At 63.1% G+C, this 19,970-nt stretch carries 19 protein-coding genes; 12 read left to right on the top strand and 7 right to left on the bottom strand.

The window, feature by feature from the left end; translation table 11 throughout:
• Positions 1-19 precede the first annotated feature (19 nt).
• Positions 20-1,144: a ribonuclease D gene (gene rnd / locus D0550_RS17180; protein WP_161965880.1), complete on the bottom strand. Its 1,125-nt coding sequence runs from the start codon at positions 1,142-1,144 to the stop codon at positions 20-22.
• Between the two features lie 76 nt (positions 1,145-1,220).
• Between rnd and D0550_RS17175 the strand changes: the two genes are divergently transcribed.
• The 3 genes from D0550_RS17175 to D0550_RS17165 are packed head-to-tail and all read left to right on the top strand — an operon-like array spanning position 1,221 to position 3,728.
• Positions 1,221-1,736 (top strand): hypothetical protein, encoded by a 516-nt coding sequence (locus tag D0550_RS17175; protein ID WP_153067209.1) that lies wholly within the window; start codon positions 1,221-1,223, stop codon positions 1,734-1,736.
• A 22-nt stretch (positions 1,737-1,758) separates the two neighbouring features.
• Positions 1,759-3,129: a UDP-N-acetylmuramate:L-alanyl-gamma-D-glutamyl-meso-diaminopimelate ligase gene (mpl, locus tag D0550_RS17170; RefSeq protein ID WP_116810416.1), complete on the top strand. Its 1,371-nt coding sequence runs from the start codon at positions 1,759-1,761 to the stop codon at positions 3,127-3,129.
• 17 nt (positions 3,130-3,146) lie between these two features.
• On the top strand, positions 3,147-3,728 hold the full coding sequence (locus D0550_RS17165) for an LON peptidase substrate-binding domain-containing protein (RefSeq protein ID WP_116810415.1): 582 nt from the start codon (positions 3,147-3,149) through the stop codon (positions 3,726-3,728).
• A gap of 9 nt (positions 3,729-3,737) precedes the next feature.
• Here the strand turns inward: D0550_RS17165 and D0550_RS17160 are convergent, their stop codons facing one another.
• The gene (locus tag D0550_RS17160) at positions 3,738-4,610 is read right to left on the bottom strand and encodes a CPBP family intramembrane glutamic endopeptidase (protein WP_116810414.1); all 873 of its coding nucleotides are present in this window, start codon (positions 4,608-4,610) and stop codon (positions 3,738-3,740) included.
• 3 nt (positions 4,611-4,613) lie between these two features.
• Positions 4,614-4,793 carry a hypothetical protein gene (locus D0550_RS34630; protein WP_153067208.1) on the bottom strand — a complete coding sequence of 60 codons (180 nt, stop codon included), beginning with the start codon at positions 4,791-4,793 and terminating at the stop codon, positions 4,614-4,616.
• Here D0550_RS34630 and D0550_RS17155 point away from each other — a divergent pair.
• Both D0550_RS17155 and D0550_RS17150 read left to right on the top strand, forming a co-directional pair.
• Positions 4,792-5,202, top strand: coding sequence for a hypothetical protein (locus D0550_RS17155; protein WP_153067207.1), 411 nt, complete (start codon positions 4,792-4,794; stop codon positions 5,200-5,202). The genes D0550_RS34630 and D0550_RS17155 overlap by 2 nt on opposite strands.
• A 106-nt stretch (positions 5,203-5,308) precedes the next feature.
• Positions 5,309-6,172, top strand: coding sequence for a glycosyltransferase family 2 protein (locus D0550_RS17150; protein ID WP_153067206.1), 864 nt, complete (start codon positions 5,309-5,311; stop codon positions 6,170-6,172).
• Here the strand turns inward: D0550_RS17150 and D0550_RS17145 are convergent.
• Positions 6,089-7,870, bottom strand: coding sequence for a glycosyltransferase family protein (locus D0550_RS17145; protein WP_116810411.1), 1,782 nt, complete (start codon positions 7,868-7,870; stop codon positions 6,089-6,091). The genes D0550_RS17150 and D0550_RS17145 overlap by 84 nt on opposite strands.
• Before the next feature lie 345 nt (positions 7,871-8,215).
• On the opposite strand from D0550_RS17145, the gene D0550_RS17140 reads away from it, so the two are divergent.
• Genes D0550_RS17140 through D0550_RS17130 form a run of 3 tightly spaced genes read left to right on the top strand, consistent with a single transcriptional unit; the run spans position 8,216 to position 12,111 of the window.
• On the top strand, positions 8,216-10,147 hold the full coding sequence (locus tag D0550_RS17140) for a capsule assembly Wzi family protein (protein WP_116810410.1): 1,932 nt from the start codon (positions 8,216-8,218) through the stop codon (positions 10,145-10,147).
• 2 nt (positions 10,148-10,149) lie between these two features.
• Positions 10,150-11,127: a glycosyltransferase family 2 protein gene (locus tag D0550_RS17135; protein ID WP_116810409.1), complete on the top strand. Its 978-nt coding sequence runs from the start codon at positions 10,150-10,152 to the stop codon at positions 11,125-11,127.
• A 9-nt stretch (positions 11,128-11,136) separates the two neighbouring features.
• Positions 11,137-12,111, top strand: a complete 975-nt coding sequence (locus tag D0550_RS17130) for a glycosyltransferase (RefSeq protein WP_116810408.1) — start codon at positions 11,137-11,139, stop codon at positions 12,109-12,111.
• Positions 12,112-12,127: 16 nt separating this feature from the next.
• Here D0550_RS17130 and hemL read toward each other — a convergent pair whose 3' ends face one another.
• Positions 12,128-13,396, bottom strand: a complete 1,269-nt coding sequence (gene hemL / locus D0550_RS17125) for a glutamate-1-semialdehyde 2,1-aminomutase (protein ID WP_116810407.1) — start codon at positions 13,394-13,396, stop codon at positions 12,128-12,130.
• 131 nt (positions 13,397-13,527) lie between these two features.
• Here hemL and D0550_RS17120 point away from each other — a divergent pair, with 131 nt between their 5' ends.
• Positions 13,528-13,692 (top strand): rubredoxin, encoded by a 165-nt coding sequence (locus D0550_RS17120; protein ID WP_116810406.1) that lies wholly within the window; start codon positions 13,528-13,530, stop codon positions 13,690-13,692.
• Positions 13,693-13,703: 11 nt separating this feature from the next.
• Here the strand turns inward: D0550_RS17120 and D0550_RS17115 are convergent, their stop codons facing one another.
• Complete coding sequence (locus D0550_RS17115) at positions 13,704-14,570, bottom strand: TraB/GumN family protein (RefSeq protein WP_116810405.1); 867 nt, start codon at positions 14,568-14,570, stop codon at positions 13,704-13,706.
• A gap of 46 nt (positions 14,571-14,616) precedes the next feature.
• Entirely contained in the window at positions 14,617-15,390 is a 774-nt protein-coding gene (locus D0550_RS17110; protein WP_116810404.1) for a metallophosphoesterase, read from the bottom strand.
• A gap of 352 nt (positions 15,391-15,742) precedes the next feature.
• Between D0550_RS17110 and tkt the strand changes: the two genes are divergently transcribed.
• Genes tkt through D0550_RS17095 form a run of 3 tightly spaced genes read left to right on the top strand, consistent with a single transcriptional unit; the run spans position 15,743 to position 19,959 of the window.
• A complete protein-coding gene (gene tkt / locus D0550_RS17105; RefSeq protein WP_116810458.1) occupies positions 15,743-17,746 on the top strand; it encodes a transketolase in 2,004 nt (667 codons plus the stop codon).
• Positions 17,747-17,764: 18 nt separating this feature from the next.
• Positions 17,765-18,778: a type I glyceraldehyde-3-phosphate dehydrogenase gene (gene gap / locus D0550_RS17100; RefSeq protein WP_116810403.1), complete on the top strand. Its 1,014-nt coding sequence runs from the start codon at positions 17,765-17,767 to the stop codon at positions 18,776-18,778.
• A 2-nt stretch (positions 18,779-18,780) separates the two neighbouring features.
• On the top strand, positions 18,781-19,959 hold the full coding sequence (locus D0550_RS17095) for a phosphoglycerate kinase (RefSeq protein ID WP_116810402.1): 1,179 nt from the start codon (positions 18,781-18,783) through the stop codon (positions 19,957-19,959).
• Positions 19,960-19,970 lie beyond the last annotated feature (11 nt).

Raw genomic sequence — 19,970 nt, 5'->3', positions numbered from 1 at the left:
CGGCGCGCACTGACGCTCGTTAAGGCGCTTCCTTCGACTTTGCGATCAGTCGATCGCCAATCACATCCTTGCGCCAGCCACTGGCGAGGCGGTCCGTACGGCGTGAGAACACCAGCTGTTCCACGTCACGACGCGTGGCGAGTATTTCCGGACTGATTTTCAGTTCTTCCGCCGTGGCGCGGGCGAGATTCATCAGCTTCGTCACCATCGCGACCTGCTGAGCTTCGGGGCGCGGCGGGATGAAGCTGGCGGGCTCCGACTGCGCCTGTTCGCGACCGCGTGTCACCAGGGCCAGCAATTCTTCGCCGCGTCGGCGTGCAACCCCTGCGGGCAGCGTGCGTATGCTTTCCAAATCAGCCGCCTTGCCTGGCAGGCGCTCCGCGATTTCGCGTAACGCGTCATCGGCCAGAATCCAGCCACGTGGCTTGTCGTGTTTGATCGCGGCTTCCTCACGCCACTGCGCGAGCAGCTTGGCGGTGGCGCGTTGCTCGGGACGCAACCGATCCAGGCCTTTCAAGCGCTTCCAGGCGGCTTCCGGCTCGGTGCGATGGAGTGAGGGCTGCTCCAGTTCGTGGGTCTCCTCATAGAGCCACTGGGTGCGTCCGGTTTCTTCCAGAGCGTCGCGCAGGTTCTGATACAGCGGCACCAGATAGCGCACGTCGTCCTCGGCGTACTGCAGCTGTTCCTTACTCAGCGGTCGCCGCGACCAGTCGGTGCGCGTATGGCCTTTTTCCAGCTGGCGATCGAGACGTGCGGCCACCAGCGCGCCATAACCGATCTGCGCCGGCTGACCGAGCAGGGCGGCGGCGATCTGAGTGTCGAAGATCGGCCCCTGCAGCGCGCCCCGCATGGCGACCATCAAGACTTCGAGATCCTGGCGCGCGGCGTGCAGGACTTTGATCCGGCCGCGGTCATTCAGAAAATCCCACAGCGGTTGCAGGTCGGGCACCGCCAGCGGGTCGAGCAGCACGCACTGTGTTGTTCCATCGGCGGTACACACCGCCATCTGCACCAGGCACAGCTTGGGAAAATACGTGCTCTCACGCATGAACTCGGTGTCCAGCGCGACGAAATCGGCGTCGCGGAGTTGCTCGAGCGCGTGTAGAAGTTCAGCGGACGTGGTGACTATTGGCGCGGGTTGCATAGGCGTGCGTGTACAATTCATCGCATTATAGGGGAGTCCGCCGGCATGGCTTGCCGGCACAACACGCGTTTCGCTCATGGTTATTTTGCGATTTCTGCAAAGCTTCCTGGACATCGCGCTCTGGCGCAAGGGACCGCAGGACCTGCCGGCTTCCACCACGCTCGCGACCCTGGCGCTGATCGCTTATCTGAGCACCGGCTTCCTGCGCATGCGGCTGTTCACGTTGGATCGGTCCACCGCGCTGTTGTTTATCTGTATCGACGCCTTGATGATCGGCGCCTGGCTGTGGCTGGTGCTGGCGTTTTTCGGGCGCCGTCAGCGTTTCGTGCAGACCATCACGGCAGCGCTCGGCGTGGGGCTGCTGATATTGCTGCTGGATGTGACGATCCGCTCAGCGCAGCTGACGCTCGGCTGGAGCGATGAGTTGTCGAGGAACTGGCTGCGGGCCCGCTTCCTGGTCGTCTCGGTAGTGCTGGGGCGCGTAATCATGCTGGCGCTGGACCGCGGTCTGATGACAGGCATCGCGCTCACCATCGCAATCATTTATTCCACTCAGGCGGTCGTGCAGCTGATGCTCGACCTGCGCGGCTAGGACCGGAAAAGCTAGGGGATCCATGCACGTTCATATTCTTGGCGTTTGCGGCACCTTCATGGGCGGCATCGCCGCGCTGGCGCGCGCCTCGGGCCATCGTGTCACCGGCTCGGATCAAAGCGTCTATCCGCCGATGTCCGATCAGCTGCGCGAGCTCGGCATCGACATCATCGAGGGGTACGGTCCGGAGCAGCTGCAGCTCAAGCCCGACGTCGTCGTGGTCGGCAACGTCATGAGCCGCGGCAATCCGCTGATCGAAGCGCTGCTGGAAAGCGACATTCCCTACACGTCGGGGCCGGAATGGCTGGCGCGGCATGTGTTGAACAAACGCTGGACGCTGGCGGTCGCCGGCACGCACGGCAAGACCACTACGTCGAGCATTCTCACCTGGCTGCTGGAATACGGCGGGCTCGAGCCGGGCTTCCTGATCGGCGGGGTGCCGGGCAATTTCAACGTGACCGCGCGGCTCGGCACAGGCCAGCACTTCGTGGTCGAGGCCGATGAATACGACACCGCGTTCTTCGACAAGCGCGCCAAGTTCGTGCACTACCGGCCGCGCACGGCGATTCTCAACAATCTCGAGCACGATCACGCGGATATCTATCCCGACGTGGCGTCCATCCAATGGCAGTTCCATCAACTGCTGCGCATGGTGCCGAGGCACGGCATGGTGGTCGCCAACTCGGGCGATGCCAATGTGATGCATGTGATCGACATGGGCTGCTGGACGCCAGTGGAACGTTTCTCCAGCGGCATGCATGGCGATACGGCGTGGTATGCGCTCGCGCCGGCAGGTGGGGACTACAGCACCTTCTCCATCATGGAAGGCAATGCTGCCGTCGCCGAGGTGAGCTGGTCGATGGTTGGACGGCACAACGCCGAGAATGCGTTGGCCGCCATCCTGGCCGCGCGCAGTGCCGGCGTGCCGATCGAAACATCGGTCGCGGCGTTGAAGGAATTCCAGGGCGTGCGTCGGCGAATGGAAGTGCGCGGTGTGGTCAATGGCATTACGGTGTATGACGATTTTGCACACCATCCGACCGCGGTGGCCACGACCGTCGACGGCCTGCGACGCAAGATCGGCTCCGGCCGGCTGATCGCGGTGCTCGAGCCGCGCTCCAATACGATGAAGCTGGGCACGCACGCTGCCGCACTGGCGGGCGCGTTGTCACAAGCGGATCATGTGTGGATGTATCAAGGGCCGAATGTCACCTGGGATGTCGCTGGCTCGGTCGCGTCGCTGGGCAAGCGTGCCGAGACCGTCAAGGATCTCGACCAGCTCATCACCCAACTGGACGCAACGCTGGTCAGCGGCGATCACGTGCTGATCATGTCCAATGGCGGCTTCGGCGGCATTCACGGCAAATTGCTGGACCGTTTGCGGAAGCGTTGAGGGCGCAAGGAGGACTCATGTCGCTGGTCCTGCCTTTATTCCCGCTGAACACCGTGCTGTTCCCGGGCGGTCCGCTGCGTCTGCGAATTTTCGAGCCGCGCTATCTCGATATGATCAGCCGCTGCATGCGCGACAACAGCAACTTCGGCGTCGCGCTCATCACTGAGGGGCGCGAAGCCGGCGGCAAGGCCAGAACGACGGCCGTCGGCACCACTGCCCGCATCGTCGACTTCGAGCGCCTCGACGATGGCCTGCTTGGCATCACGGCGCGCGGCGAAAAGAAATTCAGCATTGCCGAGGTGAAGACGCAGAGCGATGGCTTGAATATCGCCGACGTGAGCTTGCTCCCGGAAGAGCCGGCGATGGAGGTTCCCGAAGACCTTGCGATTCTGGCCGAGCTGCTGAAGCAGGCGTTCGTGCAGGTGGGAACGCTCTATGGGGATGAGCCGCCGCACTATGAGAACGCGAGCTGGGTGGGGATGCGGCTGGCCGAAATCCTGCCGCTGCCCATGCCGGAGAAGCAGCAGTGTCTGGAGATGAATGACGCGGTGGAGCGCTTGCGGCTGTTACGCGAGCGTTTGGATATTCGGCAGGCCTGAGTGCGCCCGTTACGGCTGGGCGCGTCGCCGACTCAAAACTGCGAATGTCACCGCGATCACCGTGAACCAGACCAGTGCGGCCCAGCCGATGACGCCGTCGTAGGAACCGACCAGCACTTCGAACTGCGAGTCTGGGTTCACCAGCGTGGCTTCACGAAGCACGGCGATGAACGCCACGCCAGCCGCGTGCAAGCCAATGCATCCTGCGATTGCTCCTGTCCGTAGTCGCACCAGGGCAAACAGCACGCCCAACATGGCCAGTGCGACGAACGAATCGGCGAACGTCAGCGGATGCACATAACGCTCGAACAGTTTGCTCAGCACCTCGAAGCCGTGCGCCCACGACACATCTTCCGGTGCCACGCGTAGCTTTCCGCCGAGGAAGTGCAGGGATGCGTACAGCACGCTCGGTGCAATTACTGCGGCTGCCGCCCCTGACGTTCGTGAGACAGCTGTAAACAGCACGCCGCGGAAGAATGTTTCTTCGATGAACGCCACGGTGATGCCCGTGAGCAGGCCGCCTGCGATCAAGCTGGGCCATGCGCCGTCGAAGCCCGGCTTCACCTCGCGAATATCCAGTCCGAGCAGCAGCGCCGTCAGCGGCAACATCAAGCCAATGCCGCACACGAAGCCGATGCCCATCTGCCGTAGAAACTCACGGCGCGGCAATCCGTAGCCCAGCGATTCCTTATCCGTCAGCCCGAGCCGGCGCGTGAGCACTACCAGTCCGACCAGCGCGATCAGCATGGCGATCCGATGCATGACGCGGTGGACCGGTTCGATGGACACCAGGCTGACCAGCCACCAGGCGGGATAGGTGAGGACCGCGGCCACCAGCAGCGAGCCCGCCAGCAGCGCGACGAACAGAGCGAAGGCACGCATGGGTCAGCCTGGGAACGGATCGCGGCTCGGGATGCGCGCCATTTCTCGATGAATCGCCAGATATGCAGCGGATTTGCGCGGGGTCGACGCATCTACACTGCCGCCAGCCTCGAGGCCGCGCGCGCCGAGGCGGAAAGGATTTGGATTCATCGAGTACAACGCTTCTATGGAGAACAGCATCATGGATGACAGCAAGGCTCTGAGCATCGTGTCCGCGCTGGCGAATGGCGTCAACCCGCAGACCGGCGAATTGTTCGAAGTCGACTCACCGTATCAGGCGGCCGATGTGATTCGCGCATTGTATGTCGCCGTCCGCGCGCTGGAGTTGAGCAACCGATCCAGGATGCGCGGCAACCGTGCGCGGATGCCCGCCAATGCCGGCAAGCCCTGGGCGGAACAAGAGGATCGTGACCTGCTGGAAAAGTTCGATGCCGGGCTGTCCCTTGCGCAGCTCGCGCAGGCCCATGACAGAACCCTGGCCGGCATCCAGGCCCGCTTGGAACGGCATGGCCGGTTGGCCGGGCAGGGCGTGCAGTGGCGCAATCGGGTCGGCAATGTTCTCGGCAATCGGACCGAACGTTCTGAGTCATGAACGGACGGCCACTGAGCTTCGGTATGCGCGCGTTGTCAGTCCGCACGTATCCTGCTCCAATCGCTCGCAGCCGGAAGAGCCTGAGCCATACAGGTAGCTGATGCGAGTGCACAAGCCAATCGCCGACTCCGCGCTGGTAATCGTGGGCTGCGTACGCAACGGCGAGAAGACGTTGCGACGCTCGGTCGAAACATTGGCTTGCGCGAGCGCAGGATTCGCGCGGGTGCAGTTCCTGATCGTCGAGAGCGATTCGGCCGATCAGACACTGGCCGAGCTGCAGCGCCTGCGAAGAGAAATGAGTGCCTTGCAGTTCACGACGCTCGGTGCGCTCGCGGCGCAGATTCCGGCACGCACCGAACGCATTGCAGCGTGCCGCAATCGCTATCTCGATGAGCTGCGCCACGATCCACAGTACGCAGACGTCGATTATGTGATGGTCGCGGACCTGGATGGGGTGAACAACGATCTGCGCGCCGAGGCGGTGGCGACGTGTTGGGCATCGCCCTGGCCGTGGGATGTCGTTACCGCCAACCAAAGCGACGCGTATTACGACATCTGGGCGCTGCGCCATCCGGACTGGTGTCCAGTGGATTGTCACGATCAATACGCGCGGCTCCGCGATTTGTTCGGTCATCCGCGCGCGCTGGCCATTGCCATTCATTCGCGGATGGCTCGGCTGGATCCCCGAGCGGATTGGGTCGAAGTCGATTCGGCGTTCGGCGGGTTGGCGATCTATCGTCGCGAAGCGTTACTTGCCGGTCGCTATAGCGGAGTGTGTGAAGGTCATGCCGTTTGTGAGCATGTGCCGCTGCATGCCGGGCTGCGTGCCGGGGGCTGCCGGATCTTCATCAATCCGGCGCTGATCAATGCTCACCGCACCGACCACTCAGCGCGCATTCGATTGAGCGTTCGCTTGCGCCGGCAGATCGAGTTCGTCGGGCGTCGCGTGCGAGCGCGGCTGCACGGCTGATTCGGCACGCAGCAGCCGGGCGACGATCTGCTCGGCGTTGAAATATTCGGCGCAGCGCTTGGCGAAGGCGCCAGAACGCTGACGATAGTGATCGATATGGAGCAGGACATCGCCGAGCAGCTCGCCGCTCTGATCCATGTTCGCCGCCGTCAGGCCGACCGAGCCTGCTGGATAATTCTCGCCATACAGGCGGCATTCGACGGCGTCCACGGTGATTACACCGTCGTCCCAAGCATTGCGCCATTTGAGCCTGGCGCGCCGTGCGTTCTCGTGCAGATGGAACAGCGAGTACACCGCCGCAGGATCGCTGCCAGGGCCGATGATCGCGGCGAATGTCATCAACTGAGTGCCCTGTGCATCCAGTTGTTCCAGCTCGACGTGTGCATACGTGCCGCGCGTCGACGGCTCCAGCCACCGCAGGCGCAGTAACAAGGAGCGCGCGCCGGTGGCTAGCTCGAACTCACAGCTCGTCTCGGCATTGGTGAACGAGATCGCGGCACCGCTGGTGTCTGTGCCGGCCTGCCACGCAAGCGAGCCTGCGCCAATCTGTTGCAAGGGCATGGCGCGTGTGGCGATGTCACGCAGGTGACGCTGGTTTTCGTCGTGAATCTGTTCCGAGAGCCAACAGCCCCCAGGCACGATGACCGGTACGCCTGCGCTGAGCATCTCGAGCAATACGCCGCTACAACGGCTGTAGTAACGAGTGCTGTCATAGAGCAGCAGCCCGACATCGGAACTGCGCACCAGCTCAGCATAGCGCTCCAGATCCAAGGGGAACGGCGCGTAGACAATGGGCGGGGTGGCGCTGTGTGCGCCGAGATCGGCGACTGTCGAGTCGAGTGCACGTTGCAGGTCACGCCGGCGGGTCTGCATCACCAATTGCGCGCGCCCCTTGCTCAGATAATCGTTCCACAACTTGCGCACTACGATGGGCAGCTCGCGGTAACCTTTCTCGCGACGGCTGTGGCCGAGGCAGGCAATACGCACGCTGTCGCTCGACGACTTCGGGGCCGTCGGTAAAAGGAACAATGGATGCACGGGGTAGGGCAGTGTGTGGAATGGCCCCACGCCGAGATATTCGTACTGCGCGCTCAGCTCTCGAGTCGTGCAATACAAATGAATGTGATGGCCGGGCGCGCGTGACAGTGCATGCAGGAAGATCTCGCGCATGAACTCCCGGCGCGGCAGTTGCTCGGCATAGTCCGGATCCCGGCCTTCGAAGATGCCCAGGTGGAACTGCAGATGCCAGTGGATGCGGCGGTATTCAGCCGGCGCGCTGCGCAGGAACATCCCCAGACCATCCAGGTCGATCTCGGAAGCGGACGCGAAGAACACATGATCGCCCGCCTTGAGCGCGACCCTGCTCAACAGAGTGGCGCAATCCTCGGCGAAGCTTTCCGCGAGCCGCTGCCGTTCGCGGGCACGCCACTTGCTTTGCGTGCGAGCCCACCAGGCGCCCAGCGTTCCACGAGCGCTGGCGGTTTCGACGTAACGCTGCGAATAACTCTTGTTGCGGAAGATGGCATGCGCCTGCCAGCTCGGCGGCAACGCGGCCAGATCGCGAAAATCACGATGCATGGCCAGCACCGGCTGCATGCCGGCGCGCTCGGCCGCAGGCAGCACGCAACTGGCATATGTGTAGTAATGACCCCCCAGATCCCGCATGGAGTGGTCGATGAGAACGAACTTTCGTGTCATGTAACTGGCCAGCTCACGCAACCGCCTCCGAGCGGCGCGGCGTCAACGCCCCTGATGGCAGCGCATCGTACGCGCTGCGAGCTCCTCCTGCAGCACTGCCGTCGCAATCGGGCGACTCACAGGCCGGCTGTGGCGGTTGGCGGGTATCGATGCGCGGGCTGGTGAGCATGAAGCGGGATAATATTCCAGTGCTGTGGCCACCGCGCGACGGAAACTTGTTGAGTTCGATGTGCCCATGCAAACTCCCGGTTTCAACGCGTCGGCACCGATGCGCGAGGAGTCAGTTTGGGAAACCGACGTAGAGCCGTCAGTGTCTGGGGCTCGTTGTTCATATTATCAGGGGCGATGATCGGTACGCAGGCAGCGGCGCGCGGCGTCAGCCCTTATCTGCCTCTGGATATGTCGCCAGAGCTGGATCGGAAGATCCAGCGCGTGCTGGTTCTCGGCGGCAAGACGGTCATGCGCCGGCCCGTTCCGGCCGCCGTCGTGCTCGATGCCTTGCCGAAGGCCTGCGAGCGGGACCCGGTTCTATGCGGTGAAGTGCGTGCCTATCTGCAGCGATACATGCAGCGCGCCGGGGTTACGCATGCCCGCGCCAGCGCGGCTGTTGCCGATACCGATTCCCAGAGCACCCAGCCGAATGCACATGGCGAGCGGGTCGACAATGCCTGGGAGGCACGGGTCAACGCCCACTTTCAGGTGAACGACTATTTGCTGCTCTCGGCGGGAGGACTCGCGTACCAGGACGAAACCTCACCGGTCGGCACACTGCTCAGCTTCGGCACGGAGTATGCGCAGCTGGATATCGGCTATCGCGATCATTGGCTGTCGCCGCTCAACGATAGCAGCTCGCTGATCAGCACCCAGGCACTGACCATGCCGTCGATCACCCTGTCCAACTACAAACCGATCAGCTCGCTCGGGCTGAGTTATGAACTGTTCGCCGCGGAGATGTCGCGCCAGGTCGGCTTCCCCGTGGTCGATGAGGATTCGCCGACGTCGGGAACGCCGCGACTGGCGGGCTTCCAGGGCGTCATTGCACCCGCCGAGGGGCTCGCATTTGCGATCAATCGGATCACGCAGTATGGCGTCGGACCGGACGATTCAGGCGGCTTTTCCGCCTGGAGGCAGGCGCTGACCAGCAGCAACAATGCGACTCCAGACACTCTGCAGTATGACAATCGGGTCGCCTCGATCACCAGCAGTATCATCTTTCCCGGTAAAACCCCCTTCGCCGTGAACGTGGAATACGCCGGCGAGGACAGTGCTTATTCCGGCAGCTACCGGCTGGGTGCCACCAACATGTCGGTGGGCATCGATTTCCCGCAGTTGTGGCGCGACTTCGATGTCAGTTACGAAGTTTCGGAATGGCAGAACGATTGGTATATCCACCACGTGTATCCGCAGGGACTGACGTATCGCGGCCATGTCATCGGTCACTGGTTCGGCGACCAGCGGGTGTTCGGGGATGCGATCGGCGGCTCGAGCCAGAGCTTGCGGGCTGGCTGGCGCAGCCCGTCGGGACGCTACTGGCAGGCGACCTATCGCACCATGTCTCTGAATGAGGCGTGGCGCCGTGGCGATGGGCCGAATGTCGGCTACGAAACCTTCCAGTCATTGCGCCTCGACGTGGCAATGAACGTACGGGGCTACGCGGTGGAAGCTGGCGTTCAGGTTGGCCAGGATATATTCGGCGACTCGTTTGCACGCCTTGCGGCGTCGGTGGACTTCGCGCAGCCCGGCCCGTCCGGGCGCATGCAATTCGAACCATCGAGCGGGCGCAGTCAGGACTCGACGCAACTGTTCGTCGATTTCGGTGTGGCATACGGCAGCGTCAACAAATTTTTTGGAGTGGACATTCCGAATGTGCGATCCGATTCGCAGATCGAGCCTCACCTTGGTTTGGGCGCACGGCGCATGGTTTCGGATCGCAGCGACTTCGGTGTGCGAGTGGAGTTCGATCGGCTCGATGGCTACAGTCTGATCTCCTTGCGCGCCCTCGATTACCGCTTCAGGTACAGCCAGAAGCTGGCGCTCAACGGCTTTTTCGGTGCCGGTCGGTATGACTATGGGCTGCCAGCCTACGGCTATTATTTCGGCCTCGGGGTGCAAGTGATGGACCTGTTGCCCGGCTGGGATCTGTCGCTGGATTTCAGGCATCACGAGAAGCTCGGTCGCGACAAGGTCTTGCCGGGTGATCCGCCGAGCACCCCGGATCGCACTCGCTTGTTCTTCGATGCCGATACCATTGCGCTCTATCTGAGCCGGCGCTGGTAACCATGAGTCACGATGCCGCCGAGCCGTTGATCTCCGTGGCGTTATGTACGTACAACGGAGAGCTCTATTTGCGCGAGCAGCTCGAGTCGCTGCTCGCGCAGACGTACTCGAACATGGAGGTTGTGGCGGTCGACGATGGATCCACGGATCGGACGATCGAGTTGTTACGCGAATATGAGCGCCGCGATGCGCGGCTGCGCGTGTTCGTGAATACGCGCAATCTGGGCTTTGTCCGAAACTTCGAGCGCGCCATTTCGTTATGCCAGGGCGGACTCATCGCGCCTTGCGATCAGGACGATGTCTGGCTGCATCAAAAGCTACGTACCTTGGCCAATTGCATCGGCGAACACTCCATGGCGTATTGCGACTCCGAGCTGATCGATGCGCAGGGGCGCGGTTTGGGGGTGAGCATGTCGCGGTTCTGGGCCATGCGGGACCTGAACGATCCGGCCGAGCTGGTTTTGTCGAATTGCGTCTCGGGGCACGCGATGCTGTTCCGGCGCGAGCTTCTCGACGGTCGGCCGCTGCCCACGGATGTGTTCCATGACTGGTGGCTGGCCATGCGAGCTGCCGCACGCGACGGCGTTGCTTATTGTCCGCAGCAGTTGGTGCGTTATCGCCAGCACGGTAACAACGTGACGAACATTTTGCGCACGCATCGCAAGCGGATGCGGCGCATCCCGGGATCGCGCATGAAACATTTCGATGACCTGGCGAGACGACTGAGCTATCTCGCCGGCGTGGGGGATTCGTATAGTCCGTTCTTCGCCGAATTTCACCGCCTGTGGGTGAACAGCGAAAGCGTATGGTTTGCGCCACGGCTGGCATTGTTCATGTGGCAGCATCGGCGGCGTTTGTATCCGCTGCGGAACAAGGGCCAGCTCAGTGCACTGCGCAAGTCGCTGTCGCATGTGTTCGGTCTGCGGCTGCGACGGCTGTTCAAGCCGACGAAGTATGCGCGGGTAGCGGCTTTCGTGTAGTACGTGAGCATGACGTGCGGACCCTTCAGAGTAAGCATCCTGATGCTGACGTATCGAATGGAAAATACGATACGTCCGGCGCTGGAGGCTGCGCTCGCGCAAACGGTGCCCTGCGAGATCATCGTGTCCGACGATGCGTCGGGCGATCGCATCCTGGAGATCGCGCGTGAAATGACGGCCGGTTATGCGGGGCCGCACAAGGTGATCATTCGCAGCAACGAGCGGAACCAGGGGCTGTGCCGGCACATCGACACCGTGGCGAAGATCGCGACTGGCGACATCCTGGTCTTCATGGCGGGTGACGATGTCTCTTATCCGCAGCGCGTCGCCCGACTCCTAGCCGAATTCGACGCTCATGCGGATGCATACGCGGTCGGCTCGACCGTCGACGAGATCGATGCGTCGGGCCAGCTGCTGCGTCCGGAGGCCTGGTATCTGCACTCGCCCATGGATCAGCACAAGCTGCTGCATCTGGGAAAGTTCGCCACCCTGCTGGGAGCTTCGATGGCCGTGCGCCGCGAGCTCCTCGATGGCTTGCCGCCGCTGACGGGCCTGGTCGAGGACAACATGCTGACCCTGCGCGCCAGTCTGTTCGGCCGGATCTACTGCCTCAGAGAATCCCTGCTCGGCTATCGTCGGCACGCAGCCAATCTGGGCAGGACTGTGTTCGTGCGCACCGGACCGAGCCGGACCGCGCGCCGGCAACGTTACGAGCGCACGATCCGCATGTATCGCGAGATCGCCGACGATCACGAGCGCTGTTTGAGGGCGCTGCCGCAGCTGTCGCCCGAGCGGCGCCAGGTGGGCGAGCAGATCGTGTCGATGTACCGCATCGAAGCGGAGAGCCGCGAGGCGGTGCTCGGCTTGCCGAAGCTGCGTTGGTTGAAGCTGATCTGGAAAGGGCTCAAACATCCGGGCCTGCGCCGCAAGTCGTTCGAGCGCGCGCTGAAGCTTGCTGTGCCGCGCCGCTGGCTCTTGTCCTGAGCCCTTCCCAACGCCGTTACAGCGTAGCGAATACTTTTTTCGCCGCCGCAATCGTCGCGTCGATGTCGGCAGGCGTGTGTGCTGCCGACACGAAGCCCGCTTCGAACGCCGAGGGTGCCAGGTAGATGCCTTCGTCCAACATGCCGTGGAAGAAACGTTTGAAGCGCTCCACGTCGCAGGCCATCACTTCACGGAAATACCGCACTGGCGTCTGGTTGGTGAAGAACAGACCGAACATGCCGCACACATGGTTGGTGGCGAGCGGAATGTTGGCCAGTTGCGCGGCCTGTTGCAGACCTTCCAGCAGTTGCGTGGTGCGCGCGGCGATCTGCTCATAGAACTGCGGCTGATCGAGCAACTCGAGCGTGGCCAGACCCGCAGCCATTGCGACCGGATTGCCCGAGAGCGTGCCGGCTTGATACACCGGGCCGAGCGGCGCGATCCTTTCCATGATGTCGCGACGTCCGCCGAACGCGCCGACCGGCATGCCGCCGCCGACGATCTTGCCCAGCGTGGTCAGATCCGGACGAATGTTATAGAGCGCCTGTGCGCCGCCGTGCGCGACGCGGAAGCCGGTCATCACTTCGTCGAAGATCAGGACGGCGCCGTGCTGATCGCACACCGACCGCAATGTTTCCAAAAAGCCCGGCACCGGCGGCACGCAATTCATGTTGCCGGCGATCGGCTCGACGATGATGCAGGCGATCTCATCGCCGCTGTCGCTGAACAGCTGCTGCACCTGGGCGATATCGTTGTAATTGAGCGTCAGAGTCTGGGCTGCGAATTCCTTCGGCACGCCAGGCGACGTCGGCACACCGAAGGTGAGTGCGCCGGAGCCGGCTTTCACCAGCAGCGAATCGGAATGGCCGTGATAGCAGCCTTCGAACTTCACGATCTTGTCGCGGCCGGTGAAGCCGCGCGCCAGGCGGATCGCGCTCATGGTGGCTTCGGTGCCGGAGCTCACCATGCGTACCAGCTCGATCGACGGCATGATCTCGCAGATCTTCTGCGCGACCTTGGTCTCGATCTGAGTCGGGGCACCGAACGACAAGCCCAGCGCGGCGCGTTCCTGCACGGCGCGAATCACGTCAGGATGCGCGTGCCCCAGGATCATCGGGCCCCACGAGCCGACGTAGTCGATGTAACCCCGGTCGCTTTGATCGAACACACGCGCGCCGGCCGCGCGCTCGATGAAAACAGGCTCGCCGCCGACCCCGCGAAAAGCACGGACGGGAGAGTTCACGCCGCCGGGGATGTAGCGGCTGGCATCGGAAAATAACGACACGGGGAGCTCCGGATGATCTCGGCTGCGCAGTGTACCATTGGCCTGAAATCACGCCTCAAGCGCTCCCATCGCCGGCCTCACTTCCCTATAATCCGGCCCCTTGTCTGACTAGGTTCGATCGGCGCTGCGAAATGAAAGCCTACATGTGCGTGATCTGCGGTTACGTCTACGAAGAAGAAAAAGGCGATCCCGCATCCGGCATCGCGGCCGGCACGCGTTGGGACGACGTGCCGCTGTCGTGGCGCTGCCCGGATTGCGGCGCCGGCAAGGAAGACTTCGAGATGGTCGAGGTCTGATGCGGCCAGCATCAATGCTGGACAACTTTGTGTCCGCGGCCTTCCAGTAGCTCGATCAGGCTGTCCTTGCCCACCAGGTGCAGCGTCCCGACGATCACCAGATAGTCCTCGCGCTTGTCCAGCAGCGCCTCCACCTGACCCAGCCAGCGGCGGTTGCGATCGACCGTCAGCGGTCGGTACAGATCGGGATATTGCTCGAAGCCCTCCGCCAGCAGCGCCGCCAGTGCCTTGCTGTCGCCCGTGCGCCAGGCCGATAGCAGCTCGTCGATCTCCTGCCCCATGCGATCCGCATCATCGATGCTGTAGAGCAGGAACTCACGCTGCTGGCGATCCGGCAAGCCGGCCAGCATGCTCAGCTGCTCGCGCAATGTTTCCAGGCCGTGGATCGGCTTCTTGTCCGCGACCGCGCGCGTGGTGAAGCGTTGCTCGATGCCCGACGACGCATCGAGGCCCATTTTCACCAGCTGTAGCTGCACCAGGGTCATGGCCGCAAACCACGGCCTGAAGCGGTTGAGCAGCATCGGGTCGATGCCGACTTCCTGCGCGCGCGCCGACAGTCGGGAGTAGGTGGGCTTGCCGAGCTGTTGCTCGAGCGATTGTCCGGCGGGGAGCATGCCGAGCTCGAGCGTGATCTGCTGGGTTTCGGCAGGATCGAGATCGTCCATGTCGATCTCCATCACCAGCACCTCGGAGTCCTTATAAGCCTGCTCGACCACCGCGGGCAGCTTCTCGGACGCGTTGAGGAAATGTACTGAGCCGAGCAGATAAACGGTATTGGTCTTGCCCTTGAGCGACCACAGGCTGTGGTGCTGCTGATCGGCGGCACAGGCGCTCGCGCTGATCCACAGCGCGCACAGCGCCACGAGTATTTTCTTCATCCGTTGTCCCCAGCGGCTTGGCCGTGGGGGCGAAGACTACCGCACCTCAGGCGACGCTGCTTTGAGCGTAGGTCTCCAGCCAGCAGACTTCGGTGGCAATGCTGCCGTCGGGCATCAGCTCGAGCACGCGGTAGCCGGGCGGGCGGTTATCGATCGCGAAATCGACGCTGTTGGGTACGAATTGCGCGCAGGTGGCCGGCGTCGCCATGAAACGGACGCCATGCATGAAGCTGTCCAGCGATTGATGCACGTGACCCCAGAGCACGCCGCGCACGTTCGAGTGCTCGCGCACGATGGTCATGAATTCGTCGGCGTCGTACAGGCCGACCTGATCCAGCCACTGGCTGCGGATCGAGATGGGGTGATGGTGCAGGCACACCAGTACGTGATGGCTGCGGTGGGTGCGCAGCACCTCGCGCAGATAGTTCAGCTGCTCGGTGCCGAGGCGTCCGCCGGCGTCGTTGGCCACCCAGGAATCGAGCATGACCACCAGCCATCGGCCGAACTCGGTATGACCGCCGACTTTGAACGGGCCGCCGCGCAAAGCCGCACGCATGTGTTCGGGAAGATCGTGATTGCCGGCGAGGCACAGCACCGGCACGCGCGAGGCGCCGAACACGTGGCGCACCCAGCGGTAGCCCTCCGGCTCGTCCTGGACCAGGTCTCCTGTCAGCAACACACCGTCAGCACGAGGGCTGCGGCGCTGAGCATCGGCGACCGCGGCTTGCAGCGCCGGCAGGCACTCGACACCACGCAGGCGCCCACTCGCGTCGCCGAGCAGGTGCAGATCGCTGAACTGAATGAGGCGGACCGATTGCATCGTGAGTCTTCGAACGCTTGGGCCTTAGGACGCGCTACATAATGGGGCAAAATAGCCACAATCATCGTAGCAACGGGGGCGGGGCGAAAAGGTGACCAGTGTCTAATCGCCTGGCTCGCAGGCGCGGGGAGCGCGAGTTTTGCGCTTCGCCTCACAAAGTCCAGGTGTCGCGACGGAACGACCCCCAGCCCAACAACGTGCCGTTGCCGTTCCGGTTCCGATGCGCGAGCCACGATAGGCGCCAATTGCATTGCCCCACCTCGCCCCATAGTCCAAAATGCGCGGCTCTTCCGGCGTGCGCTCATCTCGCGATCGGGCCAGCCTTTCCACGCACTTTTCGAGATATTTTCTGATGCAGACCTCGCACCGCCGGCAGCTCGCCAACGCCATCCGCGCCCTGGCGATGGACGCCGTGCAAAAGGCCAACTCAGGCCATCCCGGCATGCCCATGGGCATGGCGGATATCGCGGAAGTCTTGTGGAACGATCACCTCAAGCACAATCCCGGCAATCCACTGTGGTCGGACCGCGATCGCTTCGTGGTGTCCAACGGCCACGGCTCGATGCTGCTGTACTCAGTGCTGCACCTGACGGGTTATCCGCTGACGAGCGAAGACCTGCAGAAATTCCGGCAGCTCGGCTCGCACACCGCCGGTCACCCCGAGCACGACGCGCACCTCGGCATCGAGACCACCACCGGTCCGCTGGGCCAGGGCCTGGCCAACGCGGTCGGCATGGCGCTGGCGGAGAAGCATCTGGCCGCCCAGTTCAACCGTCCGGGGCATGACATCGTCGACCATCGCACCTGGGTGTTCCTCGGCGACGGTTGCCTCATGGAAGGCGTATCGCACGAGGCCTGCTCGCTGGCCGGCACGCTCGGGCTCGGCAAGCTGATCGCGTTCTACGACGACAACGGCATTTCCATCGACGGCGAAGTGCATGGCTGGTTCACCGACGACACGCCGAAGCGGTTCGAAGCCTACGGCTGGCACGTGGTGCCGAGCGTCGACGGCCACGATCCGGCGGCGATCGAGCAGGCGATCGCGGCGGCGGTGGCACAGACCGACAAGCCTTCGCTGATCTGCTGCAAGACCATCATCGGTTGGGGCTCGCCGAACAAAGAGGGCACCGAAGCCACGCACGGCGCGGCGCTCGGCGCCGACGAAGTGGCGGCCACCCGCAAGAACATTGGCTGGAACTACGAGCCGTTCGCGATTCCGGATGAAATTCGCAAGGGCTGGGACGCGCGCCAGCAGGGCGCCAAGCGCGAAGGCGAGTGGCAACAGCGCTTCGCCGCATACAAGGCGCAGTTCCCGGAGCTCGCCGCGGAGTACGAGCGTCGCCACAAGGGCGAGCTGCCGTCCTCGTGGCGCGATACGGTCACGAAGTACGTCGCCGACGTTGCCAAGGAGAGCAAGCCGCTCGCCACCCGGCAGAGCTCGCAAGCCTCGTTGAACGCCTTCGGTCCGGGCTTGCCGGAATTGCTGGGCGGCTCGGCCGACCTCACCGGCTCGAACAACACCAACCGCAAGGACTCGCGTTCCATCACCGGCGCGGATGCGTCCGGCGACTACATTCACTACGGCGTGCGCGAGTTCGGCATGTCCGCGATCATGAATGGCATGGCCCTGCACGGCGCTGTGATTCCTTACGGCGGCACGTTCCTGGTGTTCTCCGATTACGCGCGCAATGCCATGCGCATGTCGGCTCTGATGAAACAGCGGGTCATCTACGTCATGACCCATGACTCCATCGGCCTCGGCGAGGATGGCCCGACGCATCAGCCGATAGAGCATCTGCCAAGCCTGCGCATCATTCCGAACATGACTGTCTGGCGTCCCTGCGACAGCACCGAGACGGCCATTGCATGGGCCGACTCGATCGAGCGCAGCAATGGCCCATCGACGCTGGCGCTCACCCGTCAGGCGTTGCCGCCGCAGGCCCGCACCGATCAGCAGATCGCGAACATCCGCCGCGGCGGTTACGTGCTGAAGGATTCGGAAGGCACGCCGGAAGTCATCCTGATCGCAACTGGCTCGGAAGTGGCCATCGCGGTCGAAGCGGCTGGCCAGTTGCAACAGAGCGGTAAGCGGGTGCGCGTAGTGTCCATGCCGAGCACGAACGTGTTCGATGCGCAGGACGAGTCATATCGCGAGCAGGTACTGCCCCGCGCTGTCGAAGTCCGCGTCGCTATCGAAGCGGCTGCGACCGACACGTGGTACCGCTATGTCGGCACACGCGGCGCCATCATCGGCATGACGACGTTCGGTGCGTCGGGTGTCGCCAAGGATTTGTTCAAGCACTTCGGCTTCACGGCGGACAATGTTGTGCGCACCGTGCAGAAGCTGCTGCAGTGATCTAACGAGGTAAACGTAATGCCCATTAAAGTTGGTATCAATGGCTACGGCCGTATCGGCCGCAACATCCTGCGCGCGCTGTACGAAGCGAACCGCCAGCAAGAGATCCAGATCGTCGCGATCAACGACCTCGGCGATGCGCAGACCAACGCGCACCTCACTCGCTATGACACCGTGCACGGCAAGTTCAGCGGCGACGTAAAGGTCGACGGCGACTCGCTGGTCATCAACGGCGACCGCATCAAAGTGCTCGCCGAGCGCGATCCGGCCAAGCTGCCGTGGGGCCAGCTGGGTGTCGATTACGTGTTCGAGTGCACCGGCCTGTTCACCAGCAAGGCGAAGGCGGGGCTGCACATCCAGGGCGGCGCGAAGAAAGTCGTGATCTCTGCTCCGGGTGAGAAAGACGTCGATGCCACGGTCGTCTACGGCGTGAACCACAACACGCTGAAGTCCAGCCACACCGTGATCTCCAACGCGTCGTGCACGACCAACTGCCTGGCGCCGTTGGCCAAGGTGCTGCACGAGAAGATCGGCATCGTATCCGGCGTGATGAACACGATTCACTCGTACACCAACGACCAGGTGCTCACCGACGTGTTCCACAAGGACCTGCGTCGCGCGCGCTCGGCCACTCAGTCGATGATTCCGACCAAGACGGGCGCGGCTGCCGCGGTCGGCCTGGTGCTGCCGGAATTGAACGGCAAGCTCGACGGCTTCTCGGTGCGCGTGCCGACCATCAACGTGTCGCTGGTCGATCTGAGCTTCGTTGCCAAGCGCGCGACTTCGATCGAAGAGATCAACAGCGTGATGAAGGAAGCCGCCAACGGTGCGTTCAAGGGCATCCTGGCGTACACCGACGGCCCGCTGGTGTCGGTGGACTTCAACCACGATCCGCATTCCTCGTCCTACGATGCCACCATGACCAAGGTCATCGACGGCACGCTGGTGAAGGTTTGCGCGTGGTACGACAACGAGTGGGGCTTCTCCAACCGCATGCTCGACACCACGGTTGCCTGGTCGAAGGCGGGCTGATCATGACCGTCTTGCGGATGGTCGACTTAGACCTGCGCGACAAGCGCGTGCTGATCCGCGAGGATCTGAACGTGCCGGTGCAGGGCGGTGTTGTGACCAGCGACGCGCGTATTCGCGCGTCGCTGCCGACGATCCAGGCGGCGAAGGAAAAGGGCGCACGCGTCCTGGTCATGTCGCACCTGGGACGCCCGGAAGAGGGCGTGTACGACGAAGAGTTTTCGCTCGCGCCGGTGGCGCAGCGGCTGTCCGAGCTGCTGGGCTTCAAGGTGCGCTTCGAGAAGCACTGGCTGGACGGCGTGGAATGCGCGCCCGGCGAGGTCGTGCTGCTCGAGAACGTGCGCTTCAACAAAGGCGAGAAGAAGGACAAGGAAGATCTCGCCAGGAAGATGGCGGAACTGTGCGACGTGTTCGTCATGGACGCGTTCGGCACGGCGCATCGCGCCGAGGCCAGCACGCACGGTGTCGCGAAGTTCGCGAAAGTTGCCTGCGCCGGCCCGTTGCTGATGAACGAGCTGGTGGCGCTCGAGACCGCGCTGGAAAAGCCCAAGCGGCCGTTGATCGCCATCGTCGCCGGCTCCAAGGTCTCGACCAAGCTCACGGTGCTGGAGACCCTGCTGTCCAAGGTGGACACGCTGATCGTCGGTGGCGGCATCGCCAACACGTTCATCGCCGCGCAGGGCCATCCGGTGGGCAAGTCTTTGTACGAAGCCGATATGATCGACATCGCCAAGGACCTGCTGAAACGCTCCGCGGAGCTGAAGGTGCAGATTCCGATCCCGACCGACGTGGTCGTGGCCACGGAGTTCTCCGCCAAGGCCGAAGCCGATGTGAAACCGGTGACCAAGGTGCAGGCCGACGAGATGATCCTGGACATCGGTCCGGACACGGCTGAGAAGTTTGCGCGCACCTTCGCCAGCGCCGGCACCATCGTCTGGAACGGTCCGGTAGGCGTGTTCGAGTTCGATCAGTTCGGCGAAGGCACGCGCACTCTGGCGCAGGCCATTGCCAAGAGTTCGGCATTCTCTATCGCCGGTGGTGGCGATACGCTAGCGGCGATCGAGAAATATCGTGTAGAAGACGACATTTCCTATATCTCAACCGGCGGCGGGGCGTTCCTGGAGTTCCTGGAAGGCAAGAAGCTGCCGGCCGTTGCGGTATTGGAAGAGCGTAGTCGTAGCTAACACGAGGTTCT

The sequence above is a fragment of the Steroidobacter cummioxidans genome (assembly GCF_003104955.1).
The sequence above is the reverse complement of the archived record's forward strand: the minus strand, read 5'-3'. Positions and strand labels throughout refer to the sequence as shown.